The organism is Flavivirga abyssicola, from assembly GCF_030540775.2.
GTDB lineage: Bacteria > Bacteroidota > Bacteroidia > Flavobacteriales > Flavobacteriaceae > Flavivirga > Flavivirga abyssicola.
Window position 1 is genome coordinate 855,001 of the sequence record NZ_CP141266.1, and the last position, 20,626, is coordinate 875,626.

General features: G+C 31.4%; 13 protein-coding genes and 1 rRNA gene (1 of these 14 cut by a window edge). 5 read left to right on the plus strand and 9 right to left on the minus strand.

What is annotated here, in order from left to right:
• From Q4Q34_RS03385 to Q4Q34_RS03420, 8 genes are all read right to left on the minus strand, one after another.
• Positions 1-730: ribosomal RNA gene (locus tag Q4Q34_RS03385) — 16S ribosomal RNA — on the minus strand (it extends 788 nt beyond the left edge of the window).
• Positions 731-1,467: 737 nt separating this feature from the next.
• Positions 1,468-3,435: a putative porin gene (locus Q4Q34_RS03390; protein ID WP_303319087.1), complete on the minus strand. Its 1,968-nt coding sequence runs from the start codon at positions 3,433-3,435 to the stop codon at positions 1,468-1,470.
• Between the two features lie 162 nt (positions 3,436-3,597).
• Positions 3,598-5,010, minus strand: coding sequence for a DUF4302 domain-containing protein (locus tag Q4Q34_RS03395; protein ID WP_303319088.1), 1,413 nt, complete (start codon positions 5,008-5,010; stop codon positions 3,598-3,600).
• Between the two features lie 6 nt (positions 5,011-5,016).
• Positions 5,017-5,871: a zinc-binding metallopeptidase gene (locus tag Q4Q34_RS03400; protein ID WP_303319089.1), complete on the minus strand. Its 855-nt coding sequence runs from the start codon at positions 5,869-5,871 to the stop codon at positions 5,017-5,019.
• 29 nt (positions 5,872-5,900) lie between these two features.
• The gene (locus tag Q4Q34_RS03405; RefSeq protein ID WP_303319090.1) at positions 5,901-7,382 is read right to left on the minus strand and encodes a RagB/SusD family nutrient uptake outer membrane protein; all 1,482 of its coding nucleotides are present in this window, start codon (positions 7,380-7,382) and stop codon (positions 5,901-5,903) included.
• Positions 7,383-7,402: 20 nt separating this feature from the next.
• Entirely contained in the window at positions 7,403-11,092 is a 3,690-nt protein-coding gene (locus Q4Q34_RS03410; protein ID WP_303319091.1) for a SusC/RagA family TonB-linked outer membrane protein, read from the minus strand.
• Positions 11,093-11,181: 89 nt separating this feature from the next.
• Positions 11,182-12,390: a FecR family protein gene (locus tag Q4Q34_RS03415; protein ID WP_303319092.1), complete on the minus strand. Its 1,209-nt coding sequence runs from the start codon at positions 12,388-12,390 to the stop codon at positions 11,182-11,184.
• Between the two features lie 338 nt (positions 12,391-12,728).
• Positions 12,729-13,343, minus strand: coding sequence for an RNA polymerase sigma factor (locus Q4Q34_RS03420; protein WP_303319093.1), 615 nt, complete (start codon positions 13,341-13,343; stop codon positions 12,729-12,731).
• Between the two features lie 493 nt (positions 13,344-13,836).
• On the opposite strand from Q4Q34_RS03420, the gene Q4Q34_RS03425 reads away from it, so the two are divergent.
• From Q4Q34_RS03425 to Q4Q34_RS03445, 5 genes are all read left to right on the plus strand, one after another.
• Complete coding sequence (locus tag Q4Q34_RS03425) at positions 13,837-14,439, plus strand: ribonuclease HII (protein WP_303319094.1); 603 nt, start codon at positions 13,837-13,839, stop codon at positions 14,437-14,439.
• A 120-nt stretch (positions 14,440-14,559) separates the two neighbouring features.
• Positions 14,560-16,992 (plus strand): ribonuclease HII, encoded by a 2,433-nt coding sequence (locus Q4Q34_RS03430; RefSeq protein WP_303319095.1) that lies wholly within the window; start codon positions 14,560-14,562, stop codon positions 16,990-16,992.
• A gap of 368 nt (positions 16,993-17,360) precedes the next feature.
• On the plus strand, positions 17,361-18,410 hold the full coding sequence (locus Q4Q34_RS03435; protein WP_303319096.1) for a nucleoid-associated protein: 1,050 nt from the start codon (positions 17,361-17,363) through the stop codon (positions 18,408-18,410).
• 116 nt (positions 18,411-18,526) lie between these two features.
• Positions 18,527-19,492, plus strand: a complete 966-nt coding sequence (locus Q4Q34_RS03440; RefSeq protein ID WP_303319097.1) for a phosphotransferase — start codon at positions 18,527-18,529, stop codon at positions 19,490-19,492.
• A gap of 70 nt (positions 19,493-19,562) precedes the next feature.
• Positions 19,563-19,931, plus strand: coding sequence for a hypothetical protein (locus Q4Q34_RS03445; protein WP_303319098.1), 369 nt, complete (start codon positions 19,563-19,565; stop codon positions 19,929-19,931).
• Here the strand turns inward: Q4Q34_RS03445 and lipB are convergent.
• Positions 19,928-20,626: a lipoyl(octanoyl) transferase LipB gene (gene lipB, locus Q4Q34_RS03450; RefSeq protein WP_303319099.1), complete on the minus strand. Its 699-nt coding sequence runs from the start codon at positions 20,624-20,626 to the stop codon at positions 19,928-19,930. The two genes, Q4Q34_RS03445 and lipB, sit on opposite strands and share 4 nt — an antisense overlap.

Sequence of the window (20,626 nt, forward strand, 5' to 3'; positions counted from 1 at the left end):
TAATCTGCCTTCGCAATTGGTATTCTATGTAATATCTATGCATTTCACCGCTACACTACATATTCTAACTACTTCATAGTAACTCAAGACGACCAGTATCAAAGGCAATTCTACAGTTGAGCTGCAGGATTTCACCTCTGACTTAATCGTCCACCTACGGACCCTTTAAACCCAATGATTCCGGATAACGCTTGGATCCTCCGTATTACCGCGGCTGCTGGCACGGAGTTAGCCGATCCTTATTCTTACGGTACCGTCAAGCCACTACACGTAGTGGGGTTTCTTCCCGTACAAAAGCAGTTTACAACCCATAGGGCAGTCTTCCTGCACGCGGCATGGCTGGATCAGAGTTGCCTCCATTGTCCAATATTCCTCACTGCTGCCTCCCGTAGGAGTCTGGTCCGTGTCTCAGTACCAGTGTGGGGGATCCCCCTCTCAGGGCCCCTATCTATCGTTGCCTTGGTATGCCGTTACCATACCAACTAGCTAATAGAACGCATACTCATCTTGTACCGTGACCTTTATTGTCATAATGATGCCATTATTACAAACCATGGGGTATTAATCTTCATTTCTAAAGGCTATCCCCCAGTACAAGGCAGATTGTATACGCGTTACGCACCCGTGCGCCGGTCGTCATCTGGTGCAAGCACCAATGTTACCCCTCGACTTGCATGTGTTAGGCCTGCCGCTAGCGTTCATCCTGAGCCAGGATCAAACTCTTCATCGTTAATTTTTGCGTGTCTGTTATATTATGAATACAACAAACAACTTTTAACGACCAATAGGAATTTCTAATGCTCAAAATGGTCTATTCTCTCTGTTCGACCCCTACCGTTTCCGGTAGCGATCTTACGCTGTCAATTCAATATGTCTATGAACTTTTTTTGTCTTCTCTAATCTCGTTTCCTCGTTTAGCGGGTGCAAATATAAAACCCTTTTTTTATTCCCGCAATACTTTTTGATTTTTTTTCAGAAAAAAAATTTTGGCTTTTTCCCCTCTTCTAAATCCCAGTATCCTTATGAACTTTTGCCTTGCGGACCGTTGCCCGTTTTGGCGGCTGCAAACATACAACCTTTTTTCGTTCCCAAAAGCTTTTTACAAAACTTTTTTTGATTTATTTTTTTAGCTTTTTATGAACGCCGCCCAGCTCCCGGTATCTACTTGTCTACCCCGCTAAGCGGCTGCAAAGATACCCGGCATTTTGACATTTCCTAACCTTTTTTTGATATTATTTTTACTTTCTTTTTTAACTACTGAAATACAGACATTTATAACCTGACTTTTTTTGAGAGTTTTTGGGCTTTTTATGCAAAGCATTAAACCAAACTACTTTTTACCCTTGTCCTTATTATTAAGGCTACTTTTCTTATGAAGTCTTCGGTTGCTTTATTAAAAAAAAATCGATCCTGAGACTTATAATTAGGGCCTACCTTAAAAATAGAGGATAATAAAGTTCTTTAGATTTATAAAAAGAAATTCCAAACGATACCAAAGCGAATAGTAAAATCTCTATACGGATAGTTTGGAGCAGAATAAAAATCATACCCTGTGAATGATGAATTAAAATGTTCTGCTTTTAAAAAGATTCTAGTTTGTCGGACTTTTGCATTTATAAAGAAATCTAAACGAGGAAACTCCCCATATTCTCTTTCTGTTTGTACATAAAATTCTGCCAATAACGGATTATAAGCATTCATATAATACTTTGTGAAATAATTAAGGGTTACTCCTGTTTGTAGAAACATGGCCTTTTTAAATAAATGGCTGGAAAAATACAGGGTACTACGTAATGTAAATTCTGGTACATTTAAGGTACTGTCTTTGTCTTTTACATTTTGATATAGCACAGTATTGTTTAAAGCAAACTTACCCACTTTTATCTCTTTATCTAACTTAACTCTTAAATAGTTTACCGTATTGCTATTTTGAAATGCTTGTACTTGGGTACTCGTTGTGTCTTTTTTAAAGTAAACATAATCACTAATTGTAGAATAATCGACCGAAATGTCTGCTATTTTCTTAGACTTTAATTGAAAGGCGAGTTGCTGTGTTTCTATATTATTAAAGTTGTTTTTCCAATTGTAATTTTTATAATCGCTTTGATATAGTAATGTATTATAGTTTGGCGCTTTTGAACTGTGGTTTATTGATGCTATTACCGATATATCATCATTAAGTTTAAAAGTTGCTTTTCCTTTTAAGAAATTGCCATCGAAATCGCCAGAAACATTTACGCCTAACTCCCCTTGCAAATCGAAACCTTTATATTGTTTATGGTATTTACCGCCTGCTGAGTATATATCTCCTTTTAATCTATTGGTAATTGTGTCCCCTCTTAATATCACAACTTTATTATAACCATAATTGTAATTGTTACTTGTTATATTAAATTGTAAATCACCAACAATATCATTACTATAATTTAATTGCAGTTGGTTATAAAAATTCTCTAATGTCGCTCTGTCTCTAATTCCACTTTTAAATGATTCTCCGAAAAAGCTATTTGAACTCGATTGGTCATATTGATAGTATTTATCTTCAAACGATATAATATGACCCACACTTAGTTTGTTTTTTGATAACGAATCTTTTTTTCGGATAATTTTATAAGTTTGTTCTAAATGAAAACGTTTACCTCTTAATATACTTTCTGCATTTTCAAACACAGGCACAAATATTGAACGATCTAAAAACTCTTCATCGGCTTCTTCAAATTTTACAAGATCTTCATCTTTAAGCCCGCCATTTTCTTCGTTTAATAAATCTTGTGTTACCATATGTCCTCTAACACTGTAACGATTATTCTTTGTTTTATAGTTTGCTGTAAACCTAAAATTACCTGTGCTTGTTAATATGTGTTGATATTTACCTAGTGATCGTAGTCCTTTATATGCTATTGAAAAATTGAATTGTGGAGATGTATTTACAGTAAAAAATGAGTCTGCCAGTTGTCCTTGCTCGAAAGCAGTCTTAAAAAACAACTCTGTAAGTGGTGTTGGTACATTATAATAATTAATATTTTCAATTTCCATATAATTGAAATGTCTTGCACGTGCACCAAAACTTGGCATCGTACTTGTACTCTCAAAATTATGAGTTAAGCTATTATATGTTTGCCCCAGATTTGAAAATGGTATCAAACCAAAATCATCTCTTCTCAGATAGTTAAATTTATATTCTTTTTGAATGGTTAAAGTGGTATCTACAAAAGTAGTATCGTTCTCATGAGAAATTATCAAATAGTCTTGTATTTTTGCCTTTGGCTTTTTAGAATCTTTAGGAGTACTTCTTTTTGCTTGACCCCTGTTAATTGTATCCTGCTCTTTAAGAACCCTTTCTGACTGTCTTATTTTCGAATTAACAGGCTTTTCCTGTGCGCCTAATTGATTAAAAAAGCAAATTAAAAAAAGGAAAAAAAATAGTTTCTTCATAATTATATATAAACGCTGCAAATGTAAATACAAAATATGATAACGCTAGGATATCAAAAAATTATTTAAATGAAAGTGTTTATTTTATATAAAACATAAATTTAAAAAGCCTAAAATAGTAAATCTACTTTAGGCTTTTTGTTTGTTAATAATAAGTTTAGTCTAACCAAACCATAAGCCGTATACTCTTATAGCTGGGTTTTCTATACTGGTAAATGTGCCAGCACTGTTAGAAAAATTAAATAAGGTAGATGAAAAACCGCCCTCATTTGTATAAATTAAACCTTCACTGCTATTAAAAAAGTCTATTAACGGCATTACTAATGGCTCAAAAAAGGCTGTATTACCTGCTAATATCGTGCCGACTCCCGGTCCTGAAATTGGTCCAGTATAATTTAAAAATAGTTTTCTATCATTGATAATTCCTCTTTCAAAACAATAGAAAGCTCTAAATGTTTCCTGATCTGCAGTTCTTTCTAATTGCATAAATAAGAATGTATCGCAATCATCACTATTAAAATCAATGATTAGTTGATATTCTCGTACAGTCCAAGCTCCAAGACCAGCTGCATCAAAATTATTGCTTATTTCTTGCAACAGGGTATCATGCCCTATACTTGTTAACGGATTGCTACCCAACCTAGGTCTATACAAAAAGCCTGTTGGCCCTAATTGTGCTAAACTTTCTATGTCTCTACCTATAAATGCAGGTTCATTACCAAACAGTATTGATGCTGTAGTACCGTTTACGGTAGAAATATAACTTGATGAAGTTTCATCATAAATAAATTCCGTGTATGTTTCACCTTCAAACTCTAGAGCTGGACTAATAATAAGTCCATTTTCTGTAAATGCTATTCCAAAGTTAAACTCTGTAACCGACCCGTCATCCAAGGTTATTCTTGGGGATGCATAAAGGTTTTCTGGATTGTAATTTAAATTAAAGTTAGATGTTCCACCCGCATTTTCTATTCTTAATAGTTGAAAAACTGAAGTCGTAGGGGAAGATAATAAATTTTGACGTTGTGCCAAAGACGCCTCAGCTTTAACCACACTTTCTGTTGTAAAATCAGTAAAGCCTGTTGGCTCCAGAATTAAAGTTGCTGTATCTCTGTTTCTAATATCCCTAAATGTAATAACTCCGTTATCGTTTGAAAAATATTGAAAAACTGATGTCCCTCTAAACCCTGCTAGCCTTGCACCAGAAGTTTCACTTAATTTTTGAATATGATTTCTGGTTGTAAAAACCAATTCTGTAGTTGTACCAAAACTAACTTCATAAGATGATGACCGGATAGCCGTTTCAGAATTAAAATCTGAAGTCATTTGCACCGTACCATCTGCATTAAACTTCATGTAAAAAGTGAAACCTCCAAATTCATCATTTTTGGAAAAGTACACGCCTTTATACCCTTGGTCTTGAGATAAAAGCAAACTTTGTAATTCACTATTTCTTTGCGCTATTCTTTCTGCTGGAGTTTCTGAAAAAAGTGTTTGATCATCATCATTATTACATGAAAATAGACTAACAAACATTAAACAGATAACCCAATAATTTATATATATCTTTTTCATGTTTTTTTAATTTACTAGTTCTTGTGTTGCTGCATCTGTTAAGGCTTGTAACTCATAGATATCAATTCCAAAATTGGTTTGATAATACTCTACTACCATAGACTCTTTTAACCTTATTATTGCTCTAGCCTCAGCGCTAACAATAGTACTTAATATCGCATCAAAATCTTCTTTAGAGTTTGTTAGCATCTCGGAAACCATTTCTACAAAATCTTCCCCTTCTTGACTTGATGCATATGCCGTTATGTAACCTAATTCTCTGGCTTCAGCATCACTTCTATTAAACCAATTGGAGTTATAGTTTTCAGGATTTATTTGACCATAAGCGACATCAATAGGTATATTTTGATTTAAAATATGTCCATATTCATGCTGCACGGTTTTTAATGGTTGTTTGATACTATTAATATCTGTAAAATCTAAAAAATCAATATTAAAAAGTGTGATCTTTGTTCCTGCTTCTGCAATACCTAGTGTGATAGTTGGACTATTTGGATTAAAATTAAATCCTCCTACTAATGTAAATTGCCGTGGTGCAATTTTTTTTATAAAGTCTGCACCACCTAGTGCTGTATATGGCTCTATCCATGCTTTTTGCAATGCTTCTGCCACAGGCCTTACACTAGATTCTAATGGTGGATGTAAAAACCTGTCAATATCTGTATCATTTATATCCCATTTATATAATACTTCTATGTTATATGGTGACACAAAATTGCTTCTTAACCAATTGTCTAAATCATTTAATATGGGAGCATTAGTATCTATTTGGCTTTCGCTTACACTATCAGATCCATCACTACATGCCGTAAAGCTTATTGCAGTTATAGAAAGTAGTGCTATAATAAAATATTTTTTCATTGTATTAAAATTTATAATCATCATTATTTCTACCTTGGGTTTTGTTGAATACCAAATGACTGTGCTGCTTCTGGCACTTGTATCGCTCTTCTGTTATCATCTTTTGGTAAAAGAAAACTATTTCCAAAAAAGTCTAAATGCTCAATAGCTATATTGTGTCTTTTAATATCAAACCATCTTAATCCTTCGTTATAAAATATTGTTCTTTTTATATCCAAAATAGCACTTACCAAAGGATATGATTCACTTGAAATGGTATAAAATGGTGTGTATAGTGTTGGATCTATACCTTGATAAATAGCTGCTATATCCGCTGCTGTAAATTGATCTGTCGATGGATTATAACCATCTGTTTTTACAGCTAGGGACATATTTATATCTGCTGCTGCATCATCTAACTGCCCTAACATAGCATATGCCTCAGCTCTATTTAATAAAGCTTCATCTGTAGAAAGAAGAACAAAGGTTACAAAGGGGATTCCAATACCTGCTGCCTGGTTAGTCACTCTAAAATATTCTTGGTATTTAGGTATGAAATTATTGTCACTTCCACCTCTAAAGAAAATGCTATAAGACCAACTTCTACCTGTTATATTACCTCTAAATAAATCACTCACTACCCCTGGACTTAATTGATATCTAGCCCTTGCATCTATTCTATTGTATAATGAATTTCCTGAAACCAATAATAGGTTTGCTGGTTCAAAAGTTGAAGATGTATATAACGTTACCTGTTGATTAAAAGTTAAATTGCTTGAACTTGCAATATTTCTTAATACAGCTAATTCGTCACTACCTAATGCTATATTACTATGGTCTATTACTTTTTGCCATTCTCCTATGGTTAAATAGAATCGTGAGGCAAATGCATTAGCGGCCTTTTTAGTAAAGTGAAAAGCAGGAACTTCATAATTATCTTCGATTAATGGCAACCCTTCTTCAATATCTTTTTGTATGTTATCAAATACGTCTGCGACATTACCTCTTTCATAGTCGCCCAACAATACTGTTTCAGGTTCCGTAATATAAGGGATTCCCATATCTGTACTTGACGTAGTAGGGTTATAAGCTTTAGAAAAAATACTTACTAACATATAATGCGCATAGGCTCTACATATTAAAGCTTCTCCTTTTAAGGAGTTTAATTCTGCACCTCCTCCTAATTCTTCTATAGAAGTTAATGCTTGATTTGCTTGTGCAATGGCTTCATAGGCATCATTCCAATAATTTGTTGGTGTATCTTCATCAATATCATTTAAATCTCTCCAAAAATACATTTCTTCATTCACCCGAAACTCTACTGTAGCACTAGAACCTTTGTCGCCTGCATTATCAGACATGGGTTCTAAAAATGATACATAAGCTCCTTCTGGGTATGCTCCGACTAATAATTCTTTTATTTTTTCTGCAGAGTCTATAGTTGTTCTGTTATCTGGTGTTTCATCTAAAATATCGTTACATGATGATACTATTAAAAGAACGACAACAGCTTTTATTATATTAAATTTCATATTTCTCATAGTATATATTATTAAAATCCAACATTTAAAGAGAATGCAAATAGTCTAGATATTGGATAAGCGACACCACCAGATCTAAAAAACTCTGGGTCTTGACCACCGAGTTTAGAATCGGAGTAAATTAAAAATGGGTTTGTACTTTGTAAACTCAATCTAAAAGAAGACAATCCTATTTTATCTAAAGTCAATTTATCAAAGCTATAACCTAATGTTATATTTTTCATTCTAACAAAGCCTCCATCAGCCACTCTTTCAGTTGAATAATTATAAGCATTGTATGCTTGTTCTAAATCGGTATCTCCAAAAGATTGCAATACTGCTTTTGAAGGGATTGCTGGTATATTGGTGATGTTTTCATCTCCAGGTGCTGTCCATCTATTTACAAACTCTCTTGGAAAAACATCTAAGTCTGTATATTCTGATCTATAAGCTGGATTTAATCTAATTTTATTACCTGCCGAAAAAGAGACAAAGAAACTAAAGTCCCAATTTTTATATTTAAACGAATTTGCCAAACCTCCTGAAACATTAGGTTCTGTACCACCTTCATACACTAAATAATCTAATACATCATCTGTATCTTGGAAATCAATTAAAGCATATGGGTCACTTGGATTAAAATCAGGATCATCTGTTAAAAATTGTGGTAATCCCCATTCGTTAAGTCCTTCAAATTTAAAAGAGAACAACGATCCTTTTGGAAAGCCAACAGCATTTCCTCTACCAGTACCTGTAATTAAATCAAATACGTTTGCTTGTTGTTTTAAAGAGGTTACTTCTTGATCAAAATGAGAGATATTAAACCCTGTTTTCCAACTAAAATTATCGGTATCAACATTCACAGTATTTAACTGAAATTCAATACCGTTTGTTGTCATTTCTGAGTTGTTACCTAGTTTAAGAGACTCTCCCCCTATACCGGTTGTTCTAATGATATCTATTAAATCTTGACCTTTTCTAAAATAAGCGTCAAAATTCATCATAATCCTATTATTAAAAAATCCAATATCAAGTCCTAAATTTAACTCTAGTGTTTTTTCCCAGGTTAATTCGCTATTTTGTAAATCTTCAATATCAATAAAATTCTCACGATCATCGTTATTAAGCCTATCAGTAATTTGATTTCTAAATACCGCTAAATTATTGGTAGCATTGTCTGCTAGTAAAGCTACAAGCCCGTAACTTGGTCTGAAAGCCATACTGGAAATAACGTTTGAATTTCTAATAAAATCTTCTTTATCTATATTCCATTTAGCACCAATAGTGTAGGTTGGTAACCATCTAGTATCTGATGATTTACCAGCTCTATTTGAACCTTCATAATTACCTGTTACGTTTAACACGTATTTTTTATCAAAATCATAAGTAACATTAGCAAAGAATGATACTTCACGCTGTCTTGTTTCCTGAAAAGAGAAATAATCATTTCCTTCTAAAATAGCTTTCTTTAATATATCTGGATCTGTAAACACGGTACCTCCTCTTGAGAATTGATACCCATAACCTGTGTTAGAACTTTGGCTTCTGTCTGTGTATCTATACTCTTGACCTCCATAAATTCTAATACCATGTATATCGTCTTTAAAACGCTTGGTATAATCGAGTGTGTTTCTAAAAGTATATGTTACAAGCGTATTTTTTGTTGTTGTTAAAATACCTCCAACTGGTAATACAACTCTTGGTCTGGAATTTGGAGCATCTGGATCTGTAAACAAAAAGGTGTTTTGATCTTGTACAATGGTTGTTTCATCTGCTCTATAAGCGGCAGCTACATTAGAGTTTTCTGTAGCTGATTGTTCTCCATTTGAAGTTACATACCTAGCAGAACCTAAAAAATTATAGTTTAAGTTATCATTAATCTTATATTCTGCCTGACCTTGAAACTTGATATCTGCTACATTGAGCTCTAACCCATTATTATCAATTTCATTTATAATATTAAAAGGCGCCCAATTATAACGTGAATATTCTAAATTACCATCATTATCTCTAGGTCTTAATGCTCTACTAGTATTTAAGGCATAACTAAACGGATTAATATCAAAATCTCTGGTAAAGGAACCAAAAAATGTGTCTTCTTCTCTAGCTAGTGTACCAGGGGCTAATTGATTTCTTATAGACCCTTGTAATTGCGTTGTAACTTTTAATTTATCATCAAAAAGAAAATACGTGTTTCTTAAGTTACCTGTAATTCTTCTAACCCTATCAGCAATGGTCCAACCACCGTCTGTATAATAGCCTAAAGATGCATAAGATGTGGAATTCTCTCCACCTCCTGAATAACTCAAAGTATGTGTTTGTGTTGGCGTAGTTCTAAATAATGTTTTAAACCAATCTGTATTAGCCAATTCAAATTGCTGTAAAAACCTTGCTCTCGCCTCAGGTGTATTTTGCAATTCATATTGTCCTGTACTTTCGTCAAAATTATTAATGGCTCTGTACATTATATTGTATATACCTCCAAATCGACCTTGAAATGATGTTGGTAAATCTAAAAAGCCTTTTGCTTCTAATTCTCTATATACAGAAACCGTTTCCTGAGAGTTCAATAAATCGTAGTTCTCGTACCTTGGAATATCTCTTATTGCAAATTCTGCAGCATAATTAAATGTTGGTTTTTGATTCTTTTTTCCTGATTTTGTTGTAATAACTACCACACCATTTAAAGCTCTAGCTCCGTATAATGCCGTTGCCGAAGCATCTCTTAAAATCTCGAAACTTTGAATATCTGTAGCATTTAATCCGGCTACAGCAGAACTTAATAAGGTATTAGGGTCACCAGACACCAAATCGGAAACAGACAAGTTTACTATTTCCTCTTGAATAACACCATCTATGATCCAAATTGGCTTTGTATCCCCTAAAATAGATGAAGAACCACGAATAGTAATTCTTGGAGCTGCACCAAATGTTCCTGTAACATTCTGAACACTTACACCCGCAGCTCTACCTTCTAGTGATCTAGATATGTCTGCCACACCATCAAGCTTGACTTCTTCAGCTTTTATAGTTTGCGAAGCCCCTGTAAACAACTCTCTTCTTACATTTTGATACCCTGTAATTATCACTTCGTCTAAATCTTCTAAATCTTCCTCCATAACTATATCGATAACATTGCTGCTACCCACAGTTACAAATTGTGTTTTCATACCAATAAAACTGATTTTTAGAATATCTCCTTCACTCGCATTAATCGCATAAATACCATTAAAGTCTGTTTGCGCTCCTCTTGATGACCCTTCAATTATTATGTTAACGCCTGGTAAAGGCAAGCCATCTGTTCCCGTAATTGTCCCTGATATTTGCTGCTGCAAATTTGATTGCAGATTTACTTCTTTTTTATTTAAAATTACTTGACGCTCATTTATTGAATAACTGAGTCTCTTCTTATTTAAAACTCTATCTAAAACTTTATAAATAGATTTATTTTTAATTTGAATACTCCCTAAAGCTTTTTTTAATTCGGGTAGTACTTCATCATTGTAAATAAACACGAATTCGCTTTGGTTTTCTATAGATTCAATCATACTCATTAATGTAGCTTCTTTAATTTCTATTCTCAGTTTTTTACTTTGAGAATACGAGTTTGAAAAAGAATACAGTGAGAATAGTACTAAAAAGACGGTAAGACTCTTCATTACAAATAGAGTTTTATTTCTAAAATCCAAGAGGGAATCATAGAAACGTTGGTTATTTTTCATAAATTTGAATTAGTTTTTAATTAAACATTAGCTGCCCGTATAGCAGTTTATTTTAGTCAGAGGATGTTGGCGCATTCTCTGATTTTTTTTTATTTCAATACATACTTTTTATCGTTTATTATCTCGAACTTAAATTCTGTTGTAGTTGTTAAGTTTTCAAGCGTTTGCTCTATCTTATCATTTAAATCTAGTTTTCCGCTTACGTTTATATTTTTTGCATCTACCCCGTTCTCAAAAATTATTTTAACATTATAAAAACGTTCTATTTTCCTAACTATATTTATTATAGACTCACTTTCAAAATATAGAAGTCCTGAAGTCCATGATGTGTAATTATCAGTATTAACTTCCTTAACATTTATACTTTCTTTATTTTTATTCCATGAAGCTAATTGCCCTGGTTTTAAAATTGTTTTTTGTGTACTAAATATTTTTTTCTCCGAAACAACTACTTTTCCTTCTGTTAAAACTGTTAAAATATCCGAGTCTATAGGATACGCAGATACATTAAACTTTGTGCCAAGCACTTCTATTGAAATTTGCTCTTCAATAGTTTTTACAACAAATGGTTTCTCTTTATTAGCAGATACCTCAAAAAATGCTTCTCCTGAAAGAAAAACCGTTCTCTCATTAGATGTAAATTTTTTAGGAAATACAAACTTAGTTCCCGCATTAAGATGCACCACTGAACCATCAGATAATATAACTTTACTTCGTTTACCAAAAGGTACAATTAATTTGTTAAAAGATAATACTTTTCCTTCTTTTTCTATATCTCCGTTTATTGTATCTTTTTCATTTAGAACAACACTCCCCTGCTTGGTATATTCAATTAAAGACTTTTTTTCATTAATTAACAACGGCTCTGCCGATCCAAGAATTAATTGAGTATTCGCGTTTACTACAGAATCTAAAGATGTTGTAGTCATTGGATCAAAATTGAAATCGTTAGCCTTTTTAAACCCCTTATTAACAATAATATTTACGCCTATTAATACGAGCACTAAAACTGCTACATATTTATATGTTCTTTTAACTAGATTAAATATTTTATTTGGCTTGTCTTTGCGATCAACTTTATCTAAAAGCTTAGTGAATATTTCTTTTTTTTCTGCTTCTGAAAGTGTTATCTCTTCGGGCTTTATGCTTCTTAAAATTTCTTTTAAGGCATAAATCACTTCTTTTTCTTCCGGATTTTCAAGAATATAATCTTGCCAAAAACGAGTTGTTTCTGGTGTTGGATCATATACCCAATTTAAAAAAGAATCGTCTTCTATATATTTAGAATATCGTTCCATAATCTTGCTTTTATTTTCAATAGGGTATTAAGTCTTATTTTTGTGGACACTTTTTTTCATCTTTTTTTGGGAAAATTTTAACGATTACTCAAAAACGTAGTAATTACAGGGTGTGTTTTAATAAAAATATTAGAAAATAATTTATGTTTTACCTTAAAACATGCTAGAAATACAATGCTAAATGTTAAGAATTATAAGTTAGGCAGAAAATACACTTTCATTGTAAGTCATATCGAAAAAACATATCAGGAGCAAATGGATTAAGGCATTGAAAACAATAAAATATAGACATGAGGACAACTTCAACTGAAAATCTGTGATTTCCTCTTAAAATACTTTCATTTAATTGCCATTAAAAGAGAAAGAACACCTAAATGTGTTATGCCACTTAAGGTAAGGCTTTTTCGTAGTTTCTTTATAGCCCTATAAACCTGTTTACGAACAGAGTTATGATTAATATCTGAAATTTCTGAAATCTCTATATAACTGAACCCTTTGGCAAACCTTAAATATAGAATTTCCTGCTGCTTAGGAGTTAACTCCTTAATTATTTTTGCAACAAGTTCTTTTTGATGCTTTTCAACTTCTATATCAATGGTTTTGGTTTCAATATTATAATCTGTAAAAAAAGACATATTTTCATCCTCAGGCAAACTACTCTTCTTTCTCTCTTTTTTTAACTCACGAAACATATTGTTTTTAAGTGCTTTGAATAAATAAAACTTAATATTTCTAGGCATAGAAATTTGCTTCCTGTGCTCATAGATATCTAAAAAAACATCTTGAATACAATCTTTTACAAAATTCTTGTTTGAATTTAATTTCATACCATATGAAAACAGAGCATCCACATTTGAATTATATATAGATGTAAAGGCTGCTTTATCTCCATTTACGAATTCAATCCAAACCCGTTCAAACTCATTTTGTATTTTCTCTTTTACGTCACTCATTGATTGCAAAATAAATGGACATTTATTAGATTAATCTAATCCACATATTTATTGATAAAAAAAATATTTCTTTTTATTAATTAAGCTTATCTCTTCTGAAGATTTCCTGAACTTAACTTTAAACAATTTAACAAAAAATATTTAAAATAAAGAAAGCCAGCTACAACTGCTGGCTTTCTTTTAAATATTTAGTCATCATAAAAGATGAGCTTAGAATATTTATTTTGAGTTAGTCGATTGCAAACATCTTAATATTATATTAAAAAAACAAAAAAACTCATAAAAAAAGCAAGAAACCACCACTATCTCTTACTTTTTAAATTATCAAATTCTCAAAATATTAATATATTGCATGAATTATTTCTAAAATAAACTCTTAAAAAAGAGCATTTAACAATACAAGCTATTAAATTCATATAAAAAAGAATAAATTTATTAGGCATGCATAATAATTAGTGTGTAAAATTATACATTTGACAATATTTTCACTTAAATGTTATTAATAAATCATTCCGATTACTCTTTAGAATGTGGTACAGATGAAGCTGGACGTGGATGTTTGGCTGGTCCTGTTACTGCTGCTGCGGTTATTCTACCTAAAGCGTTTGAAAACTCGATATTAAACGACTCTAAACAACTTAGTGAAAACAAAAGGGATCTTTTAAAACCAATTATAGAAGCCCAAGCTTTAACTTTTGGGGTAGCACATGTATTTCAAGAAAAAATTGACAGCATTAATATTTTAAATGCTTCCATTTTAGCTATGCATAAATCTATAGATCTGTTAGCAAAAAAGCCGCAATTTATAATTGTTGATGGTAATAAATTTAAACCTTACGGTGATGTTCCTTATGAAACTATTATAAAGGGTGATGGAAAATATCTAAGTATTGCAGCTGCATCTGTCTTAGCAAAAACACATCGTGACATATACATGAATACTATCCATGAAGAATATCCAATGTATAATTGGAAACAAAATAAAGGCTATCCTACTAAAGAACATAGAGCTGCCATAAAAGAATATGGGATTACTAAATATCATAGAAAATCGTTTAGACTTCTGCCCGAGCAATTAAAATTAGACATTTTATAAACTTATTTGTCCTATTTATACGTACTATTAATAAAGTAATTTAAACTTTTTCACTTCAATGGAAAAAGTTTAAATCACTTCAATGAAAAATATGTAGGTTTGTAAAAATTAATTCATTTTATGAGAGCTTTTTGCTACCCCCTCCTTCTTATATTATTTTTTAGCTGTTCAAATACTAAAAAAAGTCGTTCAGAACTTTTTGCCTTTATACCGGAAAACACTTCAATAGTTTTAAAAACATCGAATATTGAGGGTTTAAAAAGCAGTGTTAACAACAGTGATTTTCTACAAAAGATTTCTGAAACGAACTCCTATAAAAATTTAGAAAACACATTAAACTACCTATCCTATTTAAAGCCTACTAGCGATATATTAATTTGCTTTTCGAAAGACTTAAAAGATAGTTTACAATATTCAATTATAACAAAACATCATCAACAATTATTTAAAACCGATTCATTAACAAACTATGTTGAAGAAGCACTTTCATATAAAAACAAAACCATAACAAAATCATCTTTAAATAATAATATATTTTATAGTACTATTATTGATAGTATCTTTTTTGCTTCTTCATCAAAAAGTATTGTCGATGCTACTTTTAGTAATTCTATAGTAGATACAGAATTAGAAAAAATATATAACATAACCAGTGACGATAAAACGGTCTCAGCTATTCTGAAACCTAATAGCACATTTTTAAAATCATTTTTTATTGAAGATTCTATTTCTTTAAAAACATTCACTAATTATATAACTGCAGATATTAGTATAAGTCAAAATGATCTTATTTTTAATGGCATTACTAAAGCCACAGATTCATCTAAAAGTTTGATCAATATTTTTAAAAGCACCATTCCTCAAGAAAATCAAACACATACTATTACCCCTTCCAATAGTGATGGCTTTATGAGTTTTACTTTTAATGACTATAAAACATTTGAAACCAATTTAGCTAAGTTTAATAATAAAGATTCCATAACGAACAAGACGACGCTTTTTAATGACATTATTGAAGTTGGAGTTATTTATCAAGGTAAAAACCATGCCATTGCATTAAACTCTATTGATGTTATTGCCACCAAAGATGCGCTTTTAAGCGAACAAAATAAAATAGATTCTTATAGAGGAGTTGATATTTTTAGCTTTAGTCATCCGCTTCTATTCTCTGAGACATTTGCTCCCTTAATAGCATTCAATAACGTTAAAAAATACTGTATTCTAGATAACTTTTTCGTGTTTTCCAGTAATACTGATATACTGCAAAACATTATTGCTAATTATCAAAACAAAACGACATTGAATGAGAAAACCTATTTTCAAGACATTAAAAAGCATTTAAGTGATGCATCATCATTAATGCACGTAGTAAACCCTGCTTCTTTAAATATTATTTTAAACAAAAATCTTGAAGAAGACTTAAACTATAAGTTGAATAATTATAATACATCGGCAATACAATTTATTTACGAAACCAATTTCGCGCATGTAAATGGTATTATAAAAAAGAGTAAATCCAGAGCTTCATTAAATTCTATATCTGAAGAGCTAAATATTAAACTAAACACAGATATATTAACCAATCCCCAGTTTGTAAAAAATCATATTACCAAACAGAAAGAGATTGTTGTACAAGACATAAACAATAACCTGCATTTAATTTCTAACAAAGGAAAAATTCTTTGGAAAAAACAAATACAAGGTGCCGTATTAGGCCCTATTGAACAAATTGATATTTATAAAAACGGTCGATTGCAACTCGCTTTTGCAACTTCAAATATGGTTTATGTTATTGATAGAAACGGCAATAATGTCGCGCCATTTCCTATGAAGTTCAACAAGGGTATCACGCAACCTTTATCCGTTTTTGATTATGATAAAAACAAAAATTACAGGTTGCTTATAACTCAAGGCAAAAATGTTTTGATGTATAATGTAAAAGGACAAACTGTAAACGGATTTACATTTAAATCTGCAAACAAGACTATAATTTGCCAACCTAAACATTTTAGAATTGGCTCTAAAGATTATATTTCATTTAAAACCCAAAGTAAGCTCTATATTTTAGATAGAACCGGAAAAACCAGAATTACACCAAAAACATCCAGCTCATTCTCTAATCAGCCTATTTACTTATACAATAACAAGTTCGCAACCACTACCTCAGACGGAAATTTAATAACCATAGACACCAGAGGAAATGCGTCTATTAAAAGTTTGAATTTATCAGAAAAACATCATTTAGAAACAACAAGTAAGACCCTTGTAATGTTAGATGAAAATAAATTATCCATAAAAAGTAAGACTATAGAACTCGATTATGGTGATTATTCTACTCCTCGCATTTTCTATATTAATGATAAAATTTATGTAGCAATTACCGATAAACAAGCACATAAAATTTACCTCTATGATAGTCAGGCAAAATTACTACCCAACTTTCCTGTATATGGAAACTCTTCAATAACATTAGATAATATTGATAAAGATAAAAATCTTGAATTTGTGAGTAAAGGCGAAAATAGTTCTATCATTTTATATCAGATTAATTAGTTTGTAGTTAAATTCTTAAAGTATTTAGTTATTAATTCATATATAAGCATAAATCATGTAAAACTTTTGTATATGAAAAACTAATTTTTATCTTTAAGGCAGCTATTAATCAATTATTTACAATAAAAAATCTCAAGAAATTTTAGACTACTTCTTAAATGGATATTATGTGACAAATGAATATTTAAGAATTAACTGACAATAAAAATTCAGTCCATTGGGTGTACCCCAATTTAACGAATTTAAAATATAACGATAACCAAATCTAAAGTCCCCAGATCTTGAACGTCAAAGCATTTGCTTTGGCGTTCTTTTTTTGCGCTTATTTCTAATTATTTTAATAGTATTGCATACTCAATAGACGATATATGATTTCACGAAAAAATGCTTCAATCTCAAAATTCATTATTCATAAAGTTGGAAATAAGTTTAACGATACTAAAAATGCTTTTTCTGAAAATACAGTCGATTTTGATGAAGCCAGCTACGATTTAATGCTTCCTTTTTTACTCCGTCCTTTTGGTAGTGTGGTACAAAGTTATAGGTTTAATCATCATGCCAGTATTTCTTTAAACGAGATTAACAGCTACTGTACACAACTATTTAAAGATGAAGATACCTTTATAGATGTTTCAAAACATATCGTAACCCATTTATTCGAACAATCTACTTCTGCCAATATAAAAACTGGAGATGTTTTAGTGGTTATGTTTGAAGGTATTGAATATCAAGATATGACTACCAATGCTATTGGTATTTTTAAGATAGAAAGCAAGGTTAATTTCTTCCAAACCTATTTAGAGAATAAGACTTATGATGTATTGGTACAAAAAGGAATAAGCTCTAAAAAAGTAGATAAGGGATGCTTAATTTTAAATCAAAGTGATACTGAAGGTCATATTATTTTGAGTGTAGATAACAATAGTTATGATGCACAATATTGGATCAATCAGTTTTTAAATATTAAATATGCCGATGATGCTAATAACCACACCCAACAATATATTGAGCTCTGCAAAGAATTCTCAACCGAAGTTTTAAAAACCAGTTATGGCGCGCAAGAACATAATAATTTTTTAGCAAAGACCATCGATTTCTTTAAAGAAAACGACGTTGTAAATGTAGAACGTTTTAAAGAAGACATTTTTGAAGGTGAAAAGCAAATAAGACAATTTGAAGATTATAAAAAGGAATACGAAGGTGAACAAAACTTGGTGATTAGAAACCAATTTGATGTTGCAGAACGTGTTGTTAATAAAGAAAAGAAAAAGATTAAAACGGATATAAAATTAGACACCAACATACAGATAAAACTAGATATTGATGCTCCGGATGCTTCGGCAGAATATTTAGAACGTGGTTATGATGATGAGAAAAAAATGCATTACTATAAGGTGTTTTTTAATGCCGAGGATTAATTGAATTGTTATTTAAAAATTAGTCAGATAAAAAAGATGCGGCAGTTTTAAAACGCAATTCATATACTTAAGTATAAGTTCGACACTCTAAATAATATTATCCTTAAATTAGAAAAATGATCGTCTTCCCTGTTACAGCTTCTACCATTTCAGCAAAAGCATTAGGAGTATTTGCAAAAGAAAAATACAACCTGAATAAAGATTACGAATGTAAACTATTTAGAACTGGAATGAATCACACCTATTTTCTTTCAGACAATAAAACAAATTATGTCTTGAGAGTTTATAGCCATAATTGGAGATCAAAATCAGAAATTTTTGAAGAAATTAAACTTTTAACATTGCTAAAAGAAAATAACTTAAGTGTTTCTTTTCCTATTCAAGATAAAAACGGACAATTCATTCAAGAAATAAATGCACCCGAAGGCATTCGATATGTCGTACTTTTTTCATTTGCACAAGGCAATAAAGTTAGGTTTATGGACCAAGAGACCTGTTTTTCAATTGGAACACTTATGGCAAAAATTCATAACCTTACCTTAAACAAAACTATCGACAGAATATCTTATGATAAAAAATCTCTTTTGGAGCTCCCCTATAAACACTTAAAACAATATTTTTCCGAAACATTACCTGAAATGGAATTTATTAAAAAAATTGGTGACTCTTTTCAAAAAACTGATTTCAGTAATATTCAAAACGGAGTTATTCATATGGATATTTGGTATGATAATATGAGTGTCGCTAATAAAAAAGAAATGACAATATTTGACTTTGATTTTTGCGGAAATGGTCCACAGGTTTTAGATATTGGTTATTTCTGTAAACAATTGTTTCATATTGAAACTGATAAAAAAGAATACCAACTAAAAGTACAGGCTTTTTTGAATGGCTACCAAAGTATTAAACCATTATCTAAAAAAGAATTGAGGTTGATACCTAAAGCTGGAATTGCTGTTTTTATTTTTTATCTTGGTATTCAGTCTCAGAGATTTGATTGGTCTAATATATTTCTATCGGAGAACTATTTAAAAATGTATGTCGGGAGATTAAAATCCTGGATTGACTATCACAATATCTAAAAAAGGCCTAGTTCTTACGCAACTATCCAGATTTTTCTTCATCTATAGTGTATTACTAATATAATTCATTATGAAGAAACCTCTTTTATTCGCTATACTCATATTACTCACCTTTTTTTCATGTAAAAGTGATGATGATTTTAATAATACCTGTAATGTTTCAAACCCGGTTGAAAACTTAGAGTGGTTAAAGGAAGCTATTGAAGAGTTAGAACAATCTAGTTTAGCTCAGACCGGAGAAGTATATGTTTCTCAGACATATTATAAATTTAGTACTATATTTATTTTTGGTAATTGCTGTGCACTTTGTAATAGTGTTCTTTCGGTTTATAATTGTGAGGGTAAGATATTAGGATATATAGGTGACGATACTTTTAAACGTAGTCTGTTAGATAAATCCGTTATAATATGGAAACCTGAAAACTTTATTTGCAACTAAAAAAACGCTGCTTCAAAAAGGTTTGCAAAATGTTTTAGGAGTTTTCCTTTTACCTCATCCATAGAAACTTCTTTCACACCAAGTTCTACATTTAAAGAGGTTACCGCTTTACCACGAATACCGCAAGGTATTATATTGTCAAAATACCCTAAGTTGGCATTAACATTTAGTGCAAAACCGTGCATGGTTACCCAACGGCTTGCACGAACGCCCATAGCACAAATTTTGCGAGCAAATGGTGTCCCTACATCCAGCCATACACCAGTTTCTCCATCACTACGTTCAGCCTTTATGCCATATTCAGCAAGGGTTAGAATAATCATTTCTTCTAAAAAACGAAGGTATTTATGTATGTCTGTAAAGAAGTTTTCTAAGTCCAAAATAGGGTAGCCTACTACTTGTCCCGGACCATGATAGGTAATATCCCCGCCACGATTAATTTTATAAAACGTTGCGCCTTTTTCGGTAAGCTGTTCTTCATTTAAAAGTAAATTAGACAAATCGCCACTTTTACCCAAAGTATATACATGTGGGTGCTCCACAAACAAAAAATGATTCTTAGTTTGTAAACCTGCTTCTTCCCGCCTGTTTTTAATTTTGGTATCTACAATGGCCTTAAACAACGTTTCCTGATAATCCCAGGTTTGTTTGTAATCTTTAAAACCTAAATCTTGTAGTGCAATTTGTTTATTCAA